Here is a 19,628-nt window from a genome sequence, read left to right as displayed (position 1 = left end):
AGGAGGCGCGCATGGGATTGGACGAGCCCGACTTCACCATCGGCATCGAAGAGGAATATCTTCTCGTCGATATTGAGACCATGGCGCTGACCGACGCGCCCGAAGCGCTGATGGAGGCGTGCCGTGGCGAGTTGCAGGATCAGGTCAGCCCCGAATTCTTGAACTGCCAGATCGAGATCGGCACCAAGGTCTGCGCGACAGTCAGCGACGCGCGCGAGGATTTGCGCCGCCTGCGCAGCTGTATCGCCCGCGAAGCCTCGAAATTCGGCCTCGCGCCCATCGCGGCCTCATGCCATCCTTTTTCGCGCTGGCGCGAGCAAAAGCATACCGACAAGGACCGCTATAACGATCTCTCGGCCGATCTGGCGGGGGTCGTGCGGCGTATGCTGATCTGCGGCATGCATGTGCATGTGGCCGTTGGCGCGCCGGACCGGCGCATCGATATCATGAACCAGCTCAGCTATTTTCTGCCGCATCTTCTGGCGCTCAGCTGCTCGTCGCCCTTCTGGCAGGGGCACGATACCGGCCTCGACAGCTATCGCCTGACGGTCTTCGACAATCTGCCCCGCACCGGTCTGCCGCCGCGCATGAGCAGTTTTGGCGAGTTCGAACGCGCGACCCATGTCCTCACCGATCTGGGCGTGATCGAGGATGCCTCGAAAATCTGGTGGGACCTGCGCCCCTCGTCCAAGTTTCCGACAATCGAGTCGCGCATCTGCGACGTCCAGCCCCGCATGGAGGATGCATTGACCTTGGCCGCGCTGACGCAGGGGCTGGCGCGGATGCTCTGGCGGCTTTCCGTCAAGAATCAGCGCTGGCGCATTTACGAGACGTTTCTCATCTCGGAAAACCGCTGGCGCGCACAGCGCTATGGCGTGCGCGAGGGGCTGATCGATTTCGGCCTGGGCCAGATCGTCCCCATGCCCGTGCTGATGGACGAAATGGTAGAGCTGATCGAGGAGGACGCCGCGCATTTCGGCTCGGTTGCGGAGGTGACGCATGCGCGCAGCATGGCCGCCCAAGGCACCAGCGCCGACCGCCAGCGCCGCACCTTCGAGGCCGCCGCGACGGCAGGCAAGGATCGCGACGGCGCGCTGCGCGAAGTGGTCGCCCATCTGATCGAGGAATTCCACGACGGTCTCTAGGCCGGGCAAAACCATTGTTTTGCGCTTGGCGGAATTCGACCGAATTCCGCGCCCCTGCGCATTGTGCCGCCCATCCTATGGGACTAATCTGCACGAAATTTCAGATATATGAGAGGGCTTGTCATGAAAATCGGATTTATCGGGCTGGGCAATATGGGCGGGCCGATGGCGGCCAATCTGGCTGCGGCGGGCCATGATGTGACGGGTTTTGATCCGGCAGGCGTCAGTGCCGAAGGCGTCGCCGTCGCGGCCAGCGCCGAAGAGGCCGCCGCCGGTGCGTCGGTCGTCCTGACCATGTTGCCCAATGGCGATGTCCTGCGCAGCGTCGCGGCCCAGGTCATTCCCGCGATGGACAAGGGCGCCATCCTTCTCGATTGCTCGACCGTCGATGTGGCGAGTGCCCGCGACGTGGCGCGCGACGCGCAGCAGGCGGGCCTTCTCGCGCTGGATGCGCCCGTGTCGGGCGGTGTCGGCGGCGCGGCGGGCGGCACGCTGACCTTCATGGTCGGCGGCGATGCCGAGGCTTTCGCGACCGCGCGGCCCCTGTTCGACATCATGGGTCAGAAGGCCGTCCATTGCGGCCCGTCCGGCAACGGCCAGGCGGCCAAGATCTGCAACAACATGATCGCCGGCGCGACCATGATCGCCACATGCGAGGCCTTTGCACTGGCGGACAAACTGGGGCTGGACCGGCAAGCGATGTTCGACGTGGTCAGCACGTCCTCGGGCTATAGCTGGACCATGAACGCCTATTGCCCCGCCCCCGGCATCGGCCCCAAAAGCCCAGCCGACAATGATTACAAGCCGGGCTTCGCCGCCGAGCTGATGCTCAAGGACCTGACCCTTGCCCAGCAGGCCGCCGAGGCCGTCGATGCCGACACGCCGATGGGCACCGCCGCGCGCGAGATCTATGCCCGCTTTGTCGAGGAAGAAGGTGGGCGGGGCCGCGATTTCAGCGCCATGCTCCCGCGCTTCTCGGCTCGCGGGCGCGGCTAGGATAGATTTGGTTCCGCGGCAAGGTAAAGGCTGCGGAACCGATCCTGTGGCGCCGGCGTTATGACCTGAATGAACGCGACAAGCGGTCACTTGGGGGACATTGCCGAAATGAAGGCGCAGAAACGCATTTATGTGCCGCTGATCGGCATTTTCATCGTCGTTCTGGTGGCGGCTCTGGTGGCGGCTGCCAACTTCCTGATCCCGGTCACTGCCGCGATCCTCTCGTATTTCGTCTTCAGCCGCCCGCGCCGCATGCTCGAGCGATTGGGACTGCCCAGCATATTGATTGCAGGGATTTTCACCGCCTTCCTCTTCGTCTGCGTCGGTATTGCCATTGCCTGGTTCTTCGAGCCGGTCAGCAATCTTGTCGATGATTTGCCCCGCCTCATTCAGGAGATGCAGAGCAAGCTCGGCGAAAGCACCGGGGCGCTGGAAAAGGTGAACGATGCCGCCGAGGCGATCGACAAAGCGGTCGGCAATGATAATAAAAAGCCCACGATGGAGGTCGAGGTCGTCTCGGAGACGTCCACCTCCCTCACGATCCTGACGATGGCGCCGAAGGTGCTGAGCCAGGTCATTTTTGCCATCTTCCTCACCTTCTTCCTGATTGGCTCGGGTGATTTCTTTGCTCTGCGCACGGTCGAAAGCCTGCCCAAGCTCAAGGACAAGCGCCGCGCCGTCGAGATCATCAAGACCATCGAGGACCGGCTGGGCCGTTACCTGGGCGGTATCGCCATCATCAACGCAATCCTGGGCCTGTCGATCGGCACCGCCATGTATCTCTGGGGCGTGCCCAACGCCATCGCGATCGGGGTGATGGGGTTTGCGCTGAATTTCGTGCCCTTTCTTGGTGCGGTCGCCGGTGCCTGCATTGCGGCCCTCGTCGCCTTCGTATCGCTCTCGACGGGGTGGGAGACGATTGGCGTCTTCCTGACCTACATGGCGCTCACGTCTATCGAGGGGCAGCTCGTGACGCCGCTCCTGATCTCGCGCCGTATGCAGCTGAACACGCCGATCCTGTTCCTCATCGTCGCGTTTTTCGCCTATATCTGGTCGGTCGTCGGCATGGTCGTCGCGGTGCCCGTCCTGATCGTGGTCAAGATCGTCTGCGACGAGATCGAGGGATTGCGGCCCTTGGGGCACTTCCTCGGCGATAGCTCTGAGCGTCCGCGTCGCCCGCGCCCCGGAGATACGGATGCGCGGAGCAAGGCCAGGGTGGATCGATAAACTTGTCCCCATCTTCCGCGGGAGATGGCGCCGACGGTAACGGTTTGGTTGCAGGTATCGCCCAAGACTGACGGCTCCTTGCAACGCCAGGTGCCCCGTATGCTGACCAAGCCGTCTACTGCCACCCCTCTCCTCGCTGGCGATATCGCCAGCCTGATCCCGGACGTTATAGGGGTCGTCCGCGGCAGCGGGGATGAGACGATCGATGCCGCACTTGAATTCGTGCGCGGTCATTTGGGCATGGAAATCGCCTATCTGTCCGAATTCATCGGGGACGATCTGATCTTTCGCGCGGTCAGCGCGCCGGGTCTGGAGGATTTGGCTCATGTTGGCACCACGATGCCGCTCGATCAGGTCTATTGCCGCCATATTCTGGCGGGCCGCCTGCCGGAACTCATCCCCGACACCGCGGACGAGCCGTTGTGCAAAGGCCTTTCGCTGACCCATGCCATCCCTATCAAGAGCCATGTCAGCGTGCCGATACGCCGCCGCGACGGCAGCGCCTATGGCATGTTCTGCTGCCTCAGCCGCACGGCCAAGCCCGACCTGACGCCGCGCGATCTGGAGGTCATGCGCGCCTTCGCGGGGCTCTCGGCCGAGCAGGTCAACGAGAAGATCGCGGCGCGCGTCATCCATGACGCTGTGCATGGCAGCATCAGCGACGTCCTCACGGCGCGCAGTTTTGACATCGTCTACCAGCCCATCATGGATGCCGCCGCGCGTCGGCCAAAGGGGTTTGAGGCGCTCTGCCGCTTTCGCGCGCAACCCTATCGCCCGCCGAACCTGTGGTTCGATGAGGCGGCTAGTGTAGGCCTGCAGGTGGAGTTGGAAATCTGCGTGATCGAAGACGCCCTGACCGCATTGGCGCAGCTGCCCGCCCATGTCTATGTTTCGGTCAATGCGTCGCCGGCCACTGTCGCCTCCGGGCGGCTGGGCGCAGTATTCGCCAATTGGCCAGCCGAGCGGATCGTGCTGGAAGTGACCGAACACGCGATGGTCGAAAATTATGACTGCCTGCTGCAAGAACTGGATGCGCTGCGCTTCCGGGGCGTGCGCCTTGCCATCGATGACGCGGGCGCGGGCTATTCGGGTCTGCAACATATCGTGCGCCTGCATCCCGACATCATCAAGCTGGACATGTCCCTGACAAGCGGTATCGACGCGGACATCGTGCGCCGCTCACTTGGCGCTGCCCTGGTGCGGTTCGCGGTTGAAATCAACGCCGCCATCGTCGCAGAGGGGATCGAAACGGAGGCCGAACTCGACACCCTGCATGGTCTGGGTGTCCCGCTGGCCCAAGGCTATTTCCTGGGCAAGCCCGCCGATCTGAAAACGGCCCAGGCCTGGTTCGCGCAGCCGAAAGCAAAGCAGCGCACCGCCCGGCGCATATGACACCGGACGGAGCTCAGCTCATTCCGCGGCCACCTTGCGGGGGCGCAGCATGGGCCCAAGGTAATGGCCGGTATGACTGCGCGGTTCGGCCGCGACGGACTCGGGCGTGCCAACCGCGACGACCTCACCGCCGCCATCGCCGCCTTCGGGGCCGATATCGATGATCCAGTCAGCGGTTTTGATCACGTCGAGGTTATGTTCAATCACCACCACGGTATTGCCGCCATCCACCAACTCGTGCAGCACCTCCAGCAGTTTTTTCACATCCTCGAAATGCAGGCCCGTCGTCGGCTCGTCGAGGATATAGAGCGTGCGCCCCGTGCTGCGCTTGGCCAGCTCCTTGCTAAGCTTCACGCGCTGCGCCTCACCGCCTGAGAGGGTCGTCGCCTGCTGGCCGACCTTGATGTATCCAAGCCCGACGCGCACCAATGCATCCATCTTCTCGCGGATGCTCGGCACCGCCTTGAAGAACTCCTGCGCATCTTCAACCGTCATATCAAGAACGTCGGCTATACTCTTGCCTTTGAAGCGAATTTCCAAGGTTTCCCGATTGTATCGCGCGCCCTGGCAGGTCTCACAGGTGACATAGACATCAGGCAGGAAATGCATCTCGATCTTGATGACACCGTCGCCCTGACACGCTTCGCAGCGCCCGCCCTTGACGTTGAAGCTGAACCGCCCTGGCTTGTAGCCGCGCGCCTTGGCCTCGGGCAGATTGGCGAACCAGTCGCGGATCGGCGTGAAGGCGCCCGTGTAGGTGGCCGGGTTCGAGCGGGGTGTGCGCCCAATGGGACGCTGGTCGATGTCGATGACCTTGTCCAGATGCTCCAGCCCCTTGATCGTCTCGCAGGGCGCGGGCGTCTGGCGCGCGCCGTTGAGCTGCATCGAGGCGGTCTTGAACAGCGTCTCAATGGTCAGGGTGGACTTGCCCCCGCCCGACACGCCCGACACGCAGACGAACTTGCCCAAGGGGAATTCCGCGGTCACGTCTTTCAGGTTATTGCCCGTCGCCTTAACGACCTTCAGCTTCTTGCCATTGCCCTTGCGGCGCTTGGCCGGCACCGAAATCTCGCGGGTGCCCGAAAGGTATTGCCCGGTGATCGAGTTCGGATCGGCGGCCACCGCCGAGGGAATGCCGTGGCTGACCACCTGCCCGCCATGCACGCCCGCCCCGGGACCGATGTCGAAGACGTAATCCGCATCGCGGATCGCCTCTTCGTCATGTTCGACCACGATCACGGTATTGCCCTGATCGCGCAGGTTTTTCAGAGTGCCCAGCAGCCGGTCATTGTCGCGTTGATGCAGGCCGATGCTGGGCTCGTCCAGCACGTAGAGGACGCCAGTCAACCCGCTGCCGATCTGGCTGGCCAGCCGGATGCGCTGCGACTCGCCGCCCGAAAGCGTGCCGGCATTGCGGCTGAGCGTCAGGTATTCGAGGCCGACATTGTTCAGGAACCCCAGCCGCTCGCGGATCTCCTTGAAGATCGCGCGGGCGATTTCCTGCTTTTGGTTGCTGAGGCTCGCCGGCGCCTCGGTCACCCACTCCAGCGCCTCGCGGATCGACATCTGCACGACCTGGCCGATATGCAGGCCCGCGATCTTGACCGCCAGCGCCTCTTCGCGCAGGCGGTAGCCCTCGCAGGCGCCGCAGGGGCGGTTGTTCTGGTAGCGCTCGAATTCCTCGCGCACCCAGGCGCTGTCCGTCTCGCGATAGCGGCGCTCCATGTTCGGAATCACGCCCTCGAAAACGCGGCTGACATTGTAGACGCGGCCGCCCTCATCATAGCGGAACGCGATCTCGTCCTCGCCCGAGCCATGCAGGAAAACCTGCTGCACATGGGCGGGCAGGTCCTTCCACTTGGTCTTCATGTTGAATTCGTAGTGCCGCGCGATCGCCTCGATCGTCTGGAGGAAATAGGGGCTCTTGCCCTTGCGCCACGGGGCCAGCGCGCCGTCATAGATCTTGAGGTTCTGGTCGGGCACCACCAGCCGCTCGTCAAAGAAGAGCTCGACCCCGAGGCCGTCACAGACCGGGCAGGCCCCGAACGGTGCGTTGAAGGAAAAGAGGCGCGGCTCGATCTCGGGGATGGTGAACCCCGACACGGGACATGCGAATTTCTCGGAAAAGGTCACGCGCTCCGGCTCGCCCTCGCTGGGCGCGGTTTCCAAAACGGCGATGCCATCGGCGAGGTCCAAAGCGGTGCGCAGGCTATCGGCCAGCCGCGTCTCAAGGCCCTCTTTCACTACGAGGCGATCGACCACAACGTCGATATCATGGCGGAACTTCTTGTCCAGCGTGGGCGGCTCATCCAGCTCGTAGAACTCGCCATTCACCTTGACGCGCTGAAAGCCGTTCTTGCGCAGCTCAATGAATTCCTTGCGGTATTCGCCCTTGCGGTCGCGCACGATCGGGGCCAGCAGATAGGCGCGCGTGCCCTCCTCCATGCCCATGATCCGGTCGACCATGTCCTGCACCTGCTGCGCCTCGATCGGCTTGCCGGTGGCAGGCGAATAGGGTGTGCCCGCACGGGCGAATAGAAGTCGCAGGTAGTCGTAAATCTCGGTCACGGTCCCGACGGTTGAGCGGGGGTTCTTGGACGTCGTCTTCTGCTCGATACTGATCGCGGGTGACAGCCCGCTGATATGATCGACATCCGGCTTTTGCATCATGTCGAGGAATTGGCGCGCATAAGCGCTCAGCGATTCGACATAGCGGCGCTGGCCCTCGGCATAGATGGTGTCGAAGGCGAGGCTAGACTTGCCCGAGCCGGAAAGGCCCGTGATCACAACCAGTTGGTCGCGGGGGATATCGACGTCGATATTCTTCAGGTTATGCTCGCGCGCGCCGCGCACTTCGATGTTTTTCAGCTCGGCCATGGTGCCCCCAAGTTTGAGGCTACACAGATAGTGTAGCGCGCCCGCCGTTCCAACCCGTATTAACGAACATAAGTGGAACGTGAAGATTTGAAACTTTGCCTGCCTGCTGGCGTTCACGCAGAAAGGAGGCTTATCATGGATATACGCACACGCCGCGCCTATGACGAGATGGCGGAAAATGATGGTTATCGCGTGCTGGTCGACAGGATCTGGCCGCGCGGTGTCTCCAAGGAGGATTTGGCCCTCGACGATTGGTGCAAGGAGGTCGCGCCCAGCGACGCGTTGCGCAAGTGGTTCGACCACGATGCGGACAAGTGGGAGGAATTCCAGCGCCGCTATCATTCCGAGCTCAGCAACTGCAGCGCCGCCGCCGATCTGGCAGAGCGGGCCCGGAGGGGCCGCGTGACCCTGATCTACGGCGCCAAGGACGAAACGCATAACAATGCCGAGGCGCTGCGCGACTGGCTAAAGGCCAAGACGCGCTAGATCTTTTGCGCCAGCGCCCAGGCGCAGATGGGATAATCGGGATCGTTGGTCAGATCATCGATCGCGGGGTCGTAGACTGGCGGCCATTTGTCCTCGAGGTTGCGGGCCGCCGCCTGCCGGTTGCCCCACTGTCCCGCCTTGATCTGCGCCGCGTCGAACCCCGCCTCGATCAGCAGATTGGTCAGTCCGCGCGCCGTCCAGCGCGTGCAGTCGTGAGGCGCACCGTGGTAGCGCACGAAGAATGGCACGGCGAGCCAGAAATAGCCGCCCATCCGCAGCATTCGCAGCACGTTGCGCGTGGCGGCATAGGGGCGGTCCAGATGCTCCCACACCTGATTGGCCAGCACGATGTCGAATTTCTGCACCAGACCGTCCTGCGACAGGAACGGACCCTCGCAGATGTCATACTCGGGATAGCGAAAGCGCGTGTAACTGCGAAACGTGTAGCGCCGCCCGTTCTTGCCTGAAATCTCGGCCGCATCCATGGCAAGCAAAGGCAGCGCCTCCAGCCATTCGCGCGAGGTTCGCTGCATCACGATCCGGTTGAGCGACGGCATTGCCGCTTACATGTGGATGACGCGGTCGTAGGCGTCGAGGACGCTTTCGTGCATCATCTCGCTCAGCGTGGGATGCGGGAAAACGGCGTTCATCAGGTCTTCCTCGGTCGTCTCCAACTGGCGGCCAACGACATATCCCTGAATGAGTTCAGTCACTTCCGCCCCGATCATATGTGCGCCCAAGAGCTCGCCGGTCTTGGCATCAAAGATGGTTTTCACCATGCCCTCGGCCTCGCCCAGCGCGATAGCCTTGCCGTTGCCGATGAAAGGGAAGCGCCCCACCTTGATCTCATGCCCCAGCTCCTTGGCCTTCGCCTCGGTATAGCCGACAGACGCGATCTGCGGGTTGGAATAGGTGCAGCCCGCGATGCTGGCGGGTTTGACGGGATGAGGATGCTTGCCCGCGATCAGCTCGGCCACCATGACGCCCTCATGGCTGGCCTTGTGCGCCAGCCATGGCGCGCCGGCGATGTCGCCAATGGCATAGAGGCCGTCGACGCCGGTGCGGCAGTATTCATCGGTCAGCACATGGGTGCGGTCGATCTTGACGCCCAGCTCTTCCAGCCCAAGACCCTCGGTGTTGCCGACGATCCCGACAGCCGAGATCACGGTGTCGAACTCGTGTTTCTCGGTCTTGCCATTCGCCTCGATATGCGCGGTCACCTTGCCCTTGGCGCGGTCCAGCTTTTTCACGCCGGTCTTCTGCAGGATGGTCATCCCCTGCTTTTCAAACTGCTTTTTCGCGAATTTCGAGATCTCGGCATCCTCGACGGGCAGGATACGGTCCATCACTTCGACCACCGTCGTCTCGGCGCCAAGCGTGTTGTAGAAGCTGGCGAATTCGATCCCGATCGCGCCCGAGCCGATGACCAGCAATTTCTTGGGCATGCGCACGGGCTGGAGCGCGTGGCGATAGGTCCAGACCAGATCGCCATCGGCTTCCAGCCCCGGCAACTCGCGCGCGCGGGCGCCGGTGGCAAGGACGATGTTCTTTGCCGTCAGCTCCTCGTCATCGCCCTTGTCCATCTTGATCGCGACCTTGCCCTTGGCCGGCAGCGTCGCCTCGCCGCGAAAGACGGTGATCTTGTTCTTCTTCATCAAATGACCGATGCCATCCGACAACTGCTTGGCCACCCCGCGCGAGCGTTTGACGACGGCGTCGAGATCGTAATCCACCTTCTCGACCTTCAGCCCGAATTCCTTGGCGCGATGCATCAGGTGAAACACCTCGGAGGAGCGCAACATCGCCTTGGTCGGAATACAGCCCCAGTTGAGACAGATGCCGCCCATATTCTCACGCTCGACAATGGCGACGTTGAGGCCCAGCTGCGCGCCACGAATAGCGGCGACATAGCCGCCGGGACCGGCGCCGATCACGATCAGGTCAAAGGATTTGGGGGCCATGTGGGTCTCCGGAATGCTGAACTGGGATGCTATTTAGTTCAATGCTAAACCACCTTGCGCGCAGGCACAACGCAAACGCCGCACCCGAACAGGTCGGATGCGGCGGGGTAGCGGTCTGATTTCGGTTTGACCCGCTCTTAGTCAGGCGGCGTCTTTCTGCTGAAGCTGGCGGACCGTGTGCCCGTAGGCCCCCGCCTTGAGATAGGCCGTCTCGGCCGGCGTGGATCTGCGGCCCAGCGCCTCATTGCGATAGGGGAAGCGGCCGAACTGGCGGATCACCTCGCGATGCGCCCGCGCGTGCAAAAGCTGGCTGTCGTCCGTCTCGGGCATACGCTCACAAATCAGGCGGATGCAGCGCTCCTGATCGCAGAGGTTCTCGGAATGCATGAGCGGCAGGTAGAAGAACTGGCGGGCAGGCTCGTCGATCATCATGTCCCACTTGCGCCCGATTGCGGCCTTGGCGGCGGCGACCGCATGGCGATCCGTGGCAAAGGCCGTGCCCGCGCCGCGGAACATGTTGCGCGGCAACTGGTCCATGAGGATGATATAGGCCAGCGTTCCGGTGGGATAGGTCAGCCAGAGGCCATAGGCGCCGTTGCGCGCGCTTTGCAATGCAGGTTCGAAGCGGTCCCGGATCTGCGCGTCCAGCGCATCGGTGGGCGCGTACCAGCCCTTGGGCCCGACATCATCGAGCCAGAAGGCAAGGATTTCCTCTGGTGCCGTCACGGGTTCAACTCCTCAATTGCCGCGCCGCCGTATCTGTCAGATTACCGCCATGACGGCGGCCATGGACAGTAAAGTATTGCTACAAACGCGAAATTCCGCTCACGCCGCGCTTTCGCGGGCGGCCTCCTCGGCCTCTTCTTCCTGTGCGACATCAACGGCGTATTCCTGAGCATAGGTCACGGCCATTGGCGACGATGAGGGCATGACCGGCGTGTACCCTTCGACCGGATCGACGACCTGTGTCGGGCGCTGTGTCATGCGGTACGCGGCATAGATGGCCATGGCCGCGCCTAGGATCGCGATATAGAGAAAAAATCCGCGCGGCCCCATCACTGACATCATCCAGCCGGTTGTCACCGGGCCCGCGATGGCACCGAGGCCGTTGATGAAGACGAGACCACTGGCCGCCGCCGGCATATCCTCATGCTGGAGGAAGTCGTTGGTATAGGCAATCAGCAGCGAATACAGCGGGTTGGAGAGGCCGCCCACGATAAAGGCCGCGGTCAGCAGCATCGTGAAATTCGCGCCGAAGATCATGGCGAGGACCGCCCCAGCTGCCAGCCCTGCGCTGGCGATCATGATCAACAGACGGCGATCCATCCAGTCGGAAAGCCAGCCGAGCGGATATTGGATCAGCATCGCGCCGACATAGAAAGCCGAGACGAAGGCCGAGATTTCGCCCACGCTCAGCCCCGCCTTGCCGCCATAGACCGCGCCCATACCGAACTGCGCCGAGAAGATGCCGCCCAGCAGGAACATGCCCACGCAGCCCAGCGGCGAGGTGTGATAGATCTGCAGCAGCGTCATCGGCTTGGTCGCCTCGAAGGCCGGAGTCGGGCTGATCGACAGCAGAACCGGCGCGAAGGAGATCGAAATCAGGACCGACGGGATGATGAACAGGATAAAGCCGCCCGGATCGGCGACGATCATCAGGCCCTGCGCCGAGACGATTCCGATCATCTGCACGATCATGTAAAGCGACAGCGCCTTGCCGCGGTTCTCATTGCTGGCCGAATTGTTCAGCCACGACTCGGCGGTCACATAGACGCCCGAAAAGCAAAACCCGATCAGCACGCGCGCGAGGCCCCAGGCCCAGGGGTCCGTCCAGGTGGGATAAAGCAGCATCACCGACGAGATCAGTGAGCCGAGCGCCGCATACACGCGCACATGGCCCACACGCCGGATCATCTCGGGCGCAAGCCGCGAGCCAAAGAGGAAGCCGACGAAATACCCGGACATGACCAGCGACATCGCGAAGGTTGAAAACCCTTCGATCTCACCGCGGATACCCAGAAGGGTGCCCTGCATGCCGTTGCCGACCTGCAGCAGCATCATGCCAAAGAGAAGCGCCCATGCGCCTGATAGAACCTTGAACATGTCGTCTCTCCCGGGGTCATGCGCCGGGCAATCTGGCCCGGAGATGCGCGGTGTGTCTGCCTTGAATGCGACTCAAGGACGGTCGTGTCGCCCTCGCCCTTGGCAGCGTTTCAGCGCGGGATCAACAAGGATGCATCGCCGTAGGAGAAAAACCTGTATCTCTGAGCGACCGCATGAGCGTAGATCCGGCGCAGCTCGTCTTGCCCCATCAGCGCCGAGACGAGCATCATCAGCGTCGATTTGGGCAGGTGGAAATTGGTCATCAGCGCATCGGTGACTTTGAAATCGAAGCCGGGATAGATGAAGATATCCGTCTCGCCCGTCCAGGGCGCGATGGCGCCGCTGGCGCGCGCCGCGCTTTCGATCAGGCGCAGGGCGGTGGTGCCCACCGGGATGACGCGCCCGCCCTCGGCCTTGGTCGCGGCGATCTCGGCGGCGGCGGTCTCGGTCACCTCGCCCCATTCGGCATGCATCTTGTGGGTGGTCACGTCCTCGACCTTGACGGGCAGGAAGGTGCCGGCGCCCACATGCAGCGTCACATGTGTCATGGCAACGCCGCGCGCGGCCAGCGCCTCCAGCAGCGGCGCGTCGAAATGCAGTGATGCGGTAGGCGCGGCAACGGCGCCCGCGTGGCGCGCCCAGACGGTCTGGTAGTCGTCCTTGTCCGCCGCGTCCGCAGCGCGGCGCGCAGCGATGTAAGGCGGCAGGGGCATCGCGCCCGCCTCGGCCAGCGCGGCGTCGAAATCGTCGCCGCTCAGGTTGAAGGTCAGCGCGCCCTGCCCGTCCTCCTTGGCGACCAGCGTGGCGCTCAGCCGGTCCGAGAAAACCACCACCTCGCCCTCGCGCAACTTCTTCAGCGGCCTGATCAGCGCGCTCCACCCGCCATCGGGGCGCGGTTGCAGTAGCGTCACCTCGATCCGGGCCTCGGTGCGGCCCTGCGCGCCGTCGCGGGTGCGCAGCCCCGACAGGCGCGCCGGAATGACGCGTGTGTCGTTCAGCACCAAGCGATCACCCGGACGCAACCAGTCCGGCAGATCGCCGACATGCGCATCGGTCAGATCCGGGCCATCGGCCACCAGCAGGCGGGCCGCACTGCGCGGACGGACGGGGCGCACGGCGATCAGATCGTCCGGCAGATCATAATCGAAGTCGCTCAGCTGCATCGCGCGGCCTCTACTAATTGCGGCCGAGACTACCGGCTGTTGATACCGCCCTGGCCGCCCAGGTCCTGTCGGCGCGGGGGCGATGGTGCTGGCGCGCTGGCCTCCGGCTCGGACCCTGCGGTTCCAGGCGGGCGGGCATCGGGCGGGCTGGGCGCCTGGCGGCGGAAAATCTCGCGGAACATGCCGGGTGTCAACAGCGACAAGGGATTGACCGACACCTTCGGCGCCGCCGCCCCGCCCCTCAGCGTATAATTCACGCCCACCAGCCCCTCGCCCTGCCGGGTGAACATGCCGCCGATGGCGTTCACGATATAAAGGGGCGACACCACCCCCTGCATGTCCATCTGCTTGTTCGCGAGATAGTAATAGCCGTCCATCGAAATGCCCATCGATGCGCCCACCGCACTGCCGGAGTAAAGCGTCAGCCGCTCCGGCCCCAACCGAAAACGTGCGTCGACATCGCTGAAATGGATGCCGCTGCCCGCCATTTGCTCCAGCAGCCCGACCACGCTGATCGCGCTTAGGAGTTCAGCCAGCGCGGGGGCATCGGTCAGCCAGATGTCGCCGCCGGTCAGTTGCCCCTCATAGGTGCCGGGCGCCCCGGCAGGCGTCAGGATCAGCTCCATCTCGCCGCCGCGCGCCTGCTTGAGCACACCAGCCGAGCCCAGAACGCCGCCCGCATCTTCGGTGACGATGCGAAAGGCGCTGCGCCCGTCCTGCGGCACGACCCGCCCGCGGACCTGTGCACCGCCATTGAGGCGCCCGGTAAAGGTGCCGTCCGCGCCATTGGCCGTGTCCAGCTGCGCGCGAAAGTCGCTGAGCGCGATACCATCCGAGACGATCAGGCGGCTCAGCGCCAGCGAGACAGGCCCGCCCTGACCCGTGCCGCCGCCCGATCCGGCCAGATCGGCGCGCCGCAGATCCACCTCGCCGCCCGTTACCTCGACGCCGGGCGCCGCGCCCTTGCCCCGCCCGACCAGCGTCACCGGCGCATCCAGCCAGCCGCCGACCGAGACGCGCGAGAAGGTCGCGCGATCCAACTGGCCCGCATCCGTCAGGCTGACGCTCCCCGCCGCGCTCAGGCCCGGCGCGTCCAGCGACAGCGCCTCGATCTGAAGCGGCGTGCCCAGACGGCCCCGCACCTCCAGCGCGCCGCGCGACGCGCGCGTCAGGCTCCAGTTGAGTTGCGACAGGGACAGGCCCAGCCCCGCCAGATCGGAGGTCAGCACGAAGCTGCCCGTGCCATCCTTGGCCAGATCCACGGTTACATCGCCCTTGGCGCTGCCCCCGAGGCTGCCCGGCGGCAGGCCGATCCCGAACTCATCCGCAAAGGCCTGATCGAGCGTGACGGTCCCCTTGACCTGGCTGCCGGTCGAGTCCGGCCCCAGCGCGGCGGTATAGGCACCGGTGAATGGCGCCTCGCCCAAGCGACCATCGCCGGCCACCCGCAAACCGTCCTCATTGATCCTGACGGTTAGCGCCTCGGCGCTCAGCACCCGGTTCGGGACCAGAACATCGCTGCTGACATCGCTCAGCCTGCCCTGCACATCGAAATCGACCTCGTGTGTCTTGAGCTCTTTTTTCAGCGGAAAGCCCAACTGCGCCGCGACCTGTGCGCTGCCCTCGGCCAGCGCGGCAGGCCTGCCCTGCTTGCTCAGAAACTCGAATGGCTTGTTGTCCATCAGGGACAGCGCGGCGGTGATGCTGCTGTTGGTGCGCACCTGAACCTCGGCGGGCGCTTCGTGCACTTCGACATCGGGAACGGCGAAACTGGTGCCGGATATGTCGATGCGCCCGCCCTCGTCCGGCTGGATCCAACCGCTATCGGCAGTAATGGCAAAGCGCCCGTCCAGCAGCCGCGCCGTGCCAGAGAGCTCCTGAAGGGGCGGCATCTCCTTCATGAAGCGGGTAGAGAGCCCTTCGAAATCGAACCCGAGAAAAACATCCGCCCGATTCTTTGGGGGTGAGCGAACGGCCAGTTGCACGTTGCGCAATTGCGCCTCGGACACGTTCTGCGACACCCATGTACGCGTCTTGGGAACGGCCGCCTCGGGCCACAGCTCCATCAGGCGGTCGCGGTCGATCTGGTCCATCCGCCCGTCCAGCGCCAGATCCCAGCCCGCCTCGCCGCCGCGCAGGTCGCCCTCCAGCACCAGGTGCCGCCCCTGGTCCGAAAGGCTCAGCTGGCCGATCGTAAGATGAAACGGCGCCAGCCGCAGCCGCATGTCCAGCGTCGCGCCGTCCAACGCGACGGGCGCATCATAGAGGTCGGCCGGATCGGCGGTGATGTCGGTCACCCGGAGCTGGGTCAAGAATTCATCGGGCCAGCCGCTTTGCCCACCAATCATGTGGGCGATGCCTTCGGCGCGCGCCGAGACCCATTTGCTCTCGATCGAAACCGCCTCGAAGGTGATCGTCTGCGCCTTGGGATCATATGTGAAATAGCTGCCCGCCGCATCGAATTCGATGGGCGTCGTGCCTGCGGTGGGGCGCAGCGCGCCCTTGCCGATCTGCAAGCTGGCATTGAGCGGGCCAAGCTGACCTTCGGCATCCAGCCGGGCACGCAGCGCGCCCGAGATCGGCGCATCCAGCGCATCGAGCCATGTCAGCGCCGGTGATTGCATCGCCAGATCGCCCGCCGGCAGGTCCGAGAAGTTCAGCCCCAGCTGCGCCGCACTGCTGCCGATCCGGCTGGAGAAACTCATCTCGAGCGTGCTGGGATAGGCGCGCGCGCCCAGTACGGTGAAATCCCCGCGCATGCGCAGCGTGCCGCCCTCGCGCGTCGCGGCCAGTTTGCCCCCGTCGATGGTCCAGGCCCGGCCAGTGCGCGCATCCTCGTAGCGCAGGGTCATGTTGTCCGCATGCACCCGGCGCAAAGAGGCCATGGCGGGGCGTGTCAGCGCCTCGTCCACCTGCGCGATGAGGCCGCTGACATCGCGCGGTGCGGCCGGGCCGACCGCCCCGTTCGCAGGGGCGGCGCCGCCCAGCTTGAGACCGACATCGCCCTCATCATTACGCCGCAGGCTCACCTGCAAACCCGACAGACGGATTTGCGAAGGCTGAACCTGTCCCTGCAGCAGCGGGCGCAGCGCCACAGTGCCGCCCAGTTCGGCCAGGGTGGCGATGACGCGGCGATCCGGGCCGCGCAGCGTGACGTCATGCAAGGCAAGGCGGGGGGTCCAGCCCTCGTCGACCACGACGACCATCTCGCGCAGATCCACGTTCAGGCCGCCCGCCTCCGCGTTGATCCGCTCGACAATGCGGCTGCGCAGCCAGTCGGGCACAACCACAGGCGCACCAAGATAGGACAGTGCAAAGACCGCGACCGCCGCCGCCAGCACGGCCATGCTCAGCAGCGACCACAGCCCGGCCTTGCGCCGCCGCCTGCGGCGCGCGTGGCGCGACTTGTGCGCAGCCTGTGCATCCGGTGCGCGAGGCTCGGCCGGAGGATGAGAGGGAGGATACTTGCTCATTTGCTCCTTCGGGGGCGATGGCGGTGACAGCGGAGCGCCTGATAGCTCGTGCGTGCTGCCTTTTGCATTCGGCCAGCACCACACTAATATATCACGAACACAAGTAGACCCAAGGATCACAGATGCCCGATATTTCAGACATGGCGCCCGATTTCACGCTTCCTTTGGGCGGCGGCGGCGAAATTCAGCTTACGGAGCTTTCGGGCGCGCCCGTGGTCCTCTTTTTCTACCCGCGCGACGACACGCCCGGCTGCACCAACGAGGCGCGCGACTTCTCGGCGCTTCTGCCGGAATTCGAGGCTTCGGGCGTCAAGGTGGTCGGCATTTCCAAGGATACCGTGACCAAGCACGAGAAATTCGCCGCCAAGCACGACCTGACCGTGCCGCTGGCCTCCGATGCCGAGGGCACAGCCTGCGAGGATTATGGCGTCTGGAAGCAAAAGCAGATGTACGGCAAGACATTTCTCGGGATCGAGCGCAGCACCTTCCTGATCGGCGCGGATGGCCGGGTTGCGCGAATCTGGCCCAAAGTGAAGGTGCCCGGACATGCGAGCGAGGTGCTGGACGCCGTGCGCGCACTTTGATCCGCGCGGTGCCTGACCGCCTCACAAAAGGCCGGCAGACGGCTTCGCCTGCCCGTGTTTTTTCTTGGTGAAAATACCCATCCCCTTTGCCGAGGGGGTTGCCACTAGCCCCCCGTGTCGCGGCGCGTCCAGCGCAAGGGGGCGGCGCCCTCTGCGGCATCGGGGCGCAGCCAAAGCCTGCAAATCCTCGCTCAAGCCGTTGCAGATCGGCAATAATCTGCCATTTATCGGCCCCCCGCCGCCGTTTGGCCGCGATTGGCTGCAAAAGAGTTGCCCATCTTGCCTGTGCTGGCTAAGCAAAAGCCCAAGGTGCTGCGCAGCCTACCCAACGACGCGCGCCAGCGACGGGACGTAACGGAATAATCGGGGACGGACATTTGCGTACACGTATCGCAATCGCAACTCATGCATTTCTTGAGCGCCATTTTCCAGAACGCCGGATCTTCCTGCGCTCGGACACCGACACGCGCTTCATGCGGCTGCGGCCCGCGACACAGCTGATCGCCTTCACCGGCGTATCGCTGATCGTTGGCTGGGCCATCATCGCCACTGCCATTCTGCTGATGGACAGCATCGGGTCGGGCAATTTTCGTGAGCAGGCCAAGCGCGACCAGCGCACCTACGAGCGGCGCCTGAACGATCTGAGCGCCGAGCGGGACAAGCGCGCCGCCGAGGCCCGCGACGCGCAGGAGCGTTTCAACTCGGCGCTCGAGCAGATCTCGGTGATGCAATCCGAACTTCTGGCGTCTGAAACGCGCCGCCGCGAGATGGAGACCGGCATCGGGGTCATCCAGGCCACCCTGCGCCGCACAATGCAGGAGCGGGACACCGCCCGCGACAAGACCGAGACATTGACCGCGCAGCTTGAGACTTCCGGCGCCGACAGCCCGCTGGCGCAGGATAGCGAGACCGGCTCCAGCCCCGTCGATTTTCTGACGGCCGCGCTGGCCGATACCGCCGCCGAGCGTGATCAGATCACCGCCGACGCGCAGGATGCGCTTCTCCAGGCCGACGAGATGCAGGCGCAGATCCGCCTGATGCAGGATCAGAACGATCAGATCTTCCGCCAGCTCGAGGATGCGATGACCATTTCGGTCGAGCCGCTGGACAAGATGTTCCGTGCCGCCGGCATGAACACCGACACGATGCTCGATACCGTGCGCAAGGGCTATTCCGGTCAGGGCGGCCCGCTCATGCCGCTCAGCTTTTCGACCCGCGGCGAGGAGCCTTCGCCCGACGCCGCGCGCGCCAATGGCATCCTCAACCAGATGGATCGCCTGAACCTCTACCGAATCGCCGCCGAAAAGGCGCCCTTCGCCCTGCCCCTCAAAAGCGCGTTCCGCTACACGTCTGGCTTTGGCAAGCGCTGGGGCCGGATGCATGCGGGCACTGACATGGCCGGGCCCACGGGCACGCCGATCTACGCGACCGCCGATGGCGTCGTAACCCATGCAGGTTGGCTTTCGGGCTATGGACGGCTGGTCAAGATCAAGCACGCCTTCGGTATCGAAACCCGCTATGCGCACCAATCTAAAATCCGCGTGACGAAGGGACAAAGAGTCTCGCGTGGAGACCATATCGGTGATATGGGAAACTCTGGACGGTCAACCGGCACCCATTTACACTATGAGGTTCGCGTTAACGGCAATGCCGTCAACCCAATGACATATATCAAGGCTGCGAGAGATGTTTTCTAAAAGCAAAATCAACGACCCGAGCCCGCAAAAGGCCGACGCGCCCAAGCCGGCAGGCCATGACAAGCCGCAGGACGCGTCGAAGCCCGCAGCGCCCCAAGGCGACTACAAGGCGCAGGCCCCCAAGGCCAAGCCGCCCGCATCGGTCCTGTCCTCGGACCTGCACGTGACCGGCAACATGAAGACGACCGGCGACATCCAGGTCGAAGGTACCGTCGAGGGCGACATCCGCGCGCACCTGCTGACCATCGGCGAGACCGCGACGATCAAGGGCGAAGTCATCGCCGATGACGTCGTGATCAATGGCCGCATCGTGGGGCGCGTGCGCGGCCTGAAGGTGCGCCTGACCTCGACCGCCCGCGTCGAAGGCGACATCATCCACAAGACGATCGCCATTGAGTCCGGCGCCCATTTCGAGGGTTCGGTTCAGCGTCAGGACGATCCGCTCAACCCCAAGGCCAAGATCGCAGAGCCTTCTGGGGCCAAGCCCGCCGAAGCCAAGCAGCACGGCTGATCCACCACCACGC

The 19,628-nt window shown here is 64.1% G+C and carries 15 protein-coding genes; 8 read left to right on the top strand and 7 right to left on the bottom strand.

What is annotated here, in order from left to right:
• Positions 1–11: 11 nt before the first annotated feature.
• The 4 genes from ACEWPL_RS09560 to ACEWPL_RS09545 all read left to right on the top strand — a co-directional run bounded on the left by ACEWPL_RS09560 (position 12) and on the right by ACEWPL_RS09545 (position 4,760).
• Entirely contained in the window at positions 12–1,145 is a 1,134-nt protein-coding gene (locus tag ACEWPL_RS09560) for a carboxylate-amine ligase (protein ID WP_393931734.1), read from the top strand.
• Between the two features lie 123 nt (positions 1,146–1,268).
• Positions 1,269–2,141 (top strand): 3-hydroxyisobutyrate dehydrogenase, encoded by an 873-nt coding sequence (mmsB, locus tag ACEWPL_RS09555; protein ID WP_393931732.1) that lies wholly within the window; start codon positions 1,269–1,271, stop codon positions 2,139–2,141.
• A 108-nt stretch (positions 2,142–2,249) separates the two neighbouring features.
• Entirely contained in the window at positions 2,250–3,368 is a 1,119-nt protein-coding gene (locus ACEWPL_RS09550) for an AI-2E family transporter (RefSeq protein ID WP_393931730.1), read from the top strand.
• A gap of 99 nt (positions 3,369–3,467) precedes the next feature.
• On the top strand, positions 3,468–4,760 hold the full coding sequence (locus tag ACEWPL_RS09545; RefSeq protein ID WP_393931728.1) for a sensor domain-containing phosphodiesterase: 1,293 nt from the start codon (positions 3,468–3,470) through the stop codon (positions 4,758–4,760).
• An 18-nt stretch (positions 4,761–4,778) separates the two neighbouring features.
• Here ACEWPL_RS09545 and uvrA read toward each other — a convergent pair whose 3' ends face one another.
• Complete coding sequence (gene uvrA / locus ACEWPL_RS09540; protein WP_393931726.1) at positions 4,779–7,637, bottom strand: excinuclease ABC subunit UvrA; 2,859 nt, start codon at positions 7,635–7,637, stop codon at positions 4,779–4,781.
• A gap of 135 nt (positions 7,638–7,772) precedes the next feature.
• Between uvrA and ACEWPL_RS09535 the strand changes: the two genes are divergently transcribed.
• A complete protein-coding gene (locus tag ACEWPL_RS09535; protein ID WP_393931724.1) occupies positions 7,773–8,123 on the top strand; it encodes a DUF488 domain-containing protein in 351 nt (116 codons plus the stop codon).
• Here ACEWPL_RS09535 and ACEWPL_RS09530 read toward each other — a convergent pair.
• The 6 genes from ACEWPL_RS09530 to ACEWPL_RS09505 form a co-directional block, all read right to left on the bottom strand.
• Complete coding sequence (locus tag ACEWPL_RS09530) at positions 8,120–8,680, bottom strand: class I SAM-dependent methyltransferase (protein WP_393931722.1); 561 nt, start codon at positions 8,678–8,680, stop codon at positions 8,120–8,122. The two genes, ACEWPL_RS09535 and ACEWPL_RS09530, sit on opposite strands and share 4 nt — an antisense overlap.
• 6 nt (positions 8,681–8,686) lie before the next feature.
• The gene (gene lpdA / locus ACEWPL_RS09525; RefSeq protein ID WP_393931720.1) at positions 8,687–10,084 is read right to left on the bottom strand and encodes a dihydrolipoyl dehydrogenase; all 1,398 of its coding nucleotides are present in this window, start codon (positions 10,082–10,084) and stop codon (positions 8,687–8,689) included.
• A 141-nt stretch (positions 10,085–10,225) separates the two neighbouring features.
• A complete protein-coding gene (locus ACEWPL_RS09520; RefSeq protein WP_393931718.1) occupies positions 10,226–10,810 on the bottom strand; it encodes a DUF924 family protein in 585 nt (194 codons plus the stop codon).
• A gap of 99 nt (positions 10,811–10,909) precedes the next feature.
• Positions 10,910–12,187, bottom strand: coding sequence for an MFS transporter (locus tag ACEWPL_RS09515; protein ID WP_393931715.1), 1,278 nt, complete (start codon positions 12,185–12,187; stop codon positions 10,910–10,912).
• Positions 12,188–12,297: 110 nt separating this feature from the next.
• Complete coding sequence (queA, locus tag ACEWPL_RS09510; RefSeq protein ID WP_393931713.1) at positions 12,298–13,350, bottom strand: tRNA preQ1(34) S-adenosylmethionine ribosyltransferase-isomerase QueA; 1,053 nt, start codon at positions 13,348–13,350, stop codon at positions 12,298–12,300.
• 29 nt (positions 13,351–13,379) lie between these two features.
• Positions 13,380–16,823 carry a YhdP family protein gene (locus ACEWPL_RS09505; protein WP_393931711.1) on the bottom strand — a complete coding sequence of 1,148 codons (3,444 nt, stop codon included), beginning with the start codon at positions 16,821–16,823 and terminating at the stop codon, positions 13,380–13,382.
• Between the two features lie 122 nt (positions 16,824–16,945).
• Here ACEWPL_RS09505 and ACEWPL_RS09500 point away from each other — a divergent pair, with 122 nt between their 5' ends.
• The 3 genes from ACEWPL_RS09500 (at position 16,946) to ACEWPL_RS09490 (ending at position 19,615) form a co-directional block, all read left to right on the top strand.
• A complete protein-coding gene (locus ACEWPL_RS09500) occupies positions 16,946–17,407 on the top strand; it encodes a peroxiredoxin (protein ID WP_393931709.1) in 462 nt (153 codons plus the stop codon).
• 377 nt (positions 17,408–17,784) lie between these two features.
• Positions 17,785–19,104, top strand: coding sequence for a DUF5930 domain-containing protein (locus ACEWPL_RS09495; protein ID WP_393931707.1), 1,320 nt, complete (start codon positions 17,785–17,787; stop codon positions 19,102–19,104).
• On the top strand, positions 19,094–19,615 hold the full coding sequence (locus ACEWPL_RS09490) for a bactofilin family protein (RefSeq protein ID WP_393931705.1): 522 nt from the start codon (positions 19,094–19,096) through the stop codon (positions 19,613–19,615). The genes ACEWPL_RS09495 and ACEWPL_RS09490 overlap by 11 nt, the downstream gene beginning before the upstream one ends.
• The last annotated feature ends 13 nt before the right edge of the window (positions 19,616–19,628 follow it).

The sequence above is a fragment of the Roseovarius roseus genome (genome assembly GCF_043355935.2).
GTDB classification, from domain to species: domain Bacteria; phylum Pseudomonadota; class Alphaproteobacteria; order Rhodobacterales; family Rhodobacteraceae; genus Roseovarius; species Roseovarius roseus.
Note: the sequence above shows the minus strand (reverse complement) of the source record. Positions and strands in the feature narration are given on the sequence as shown.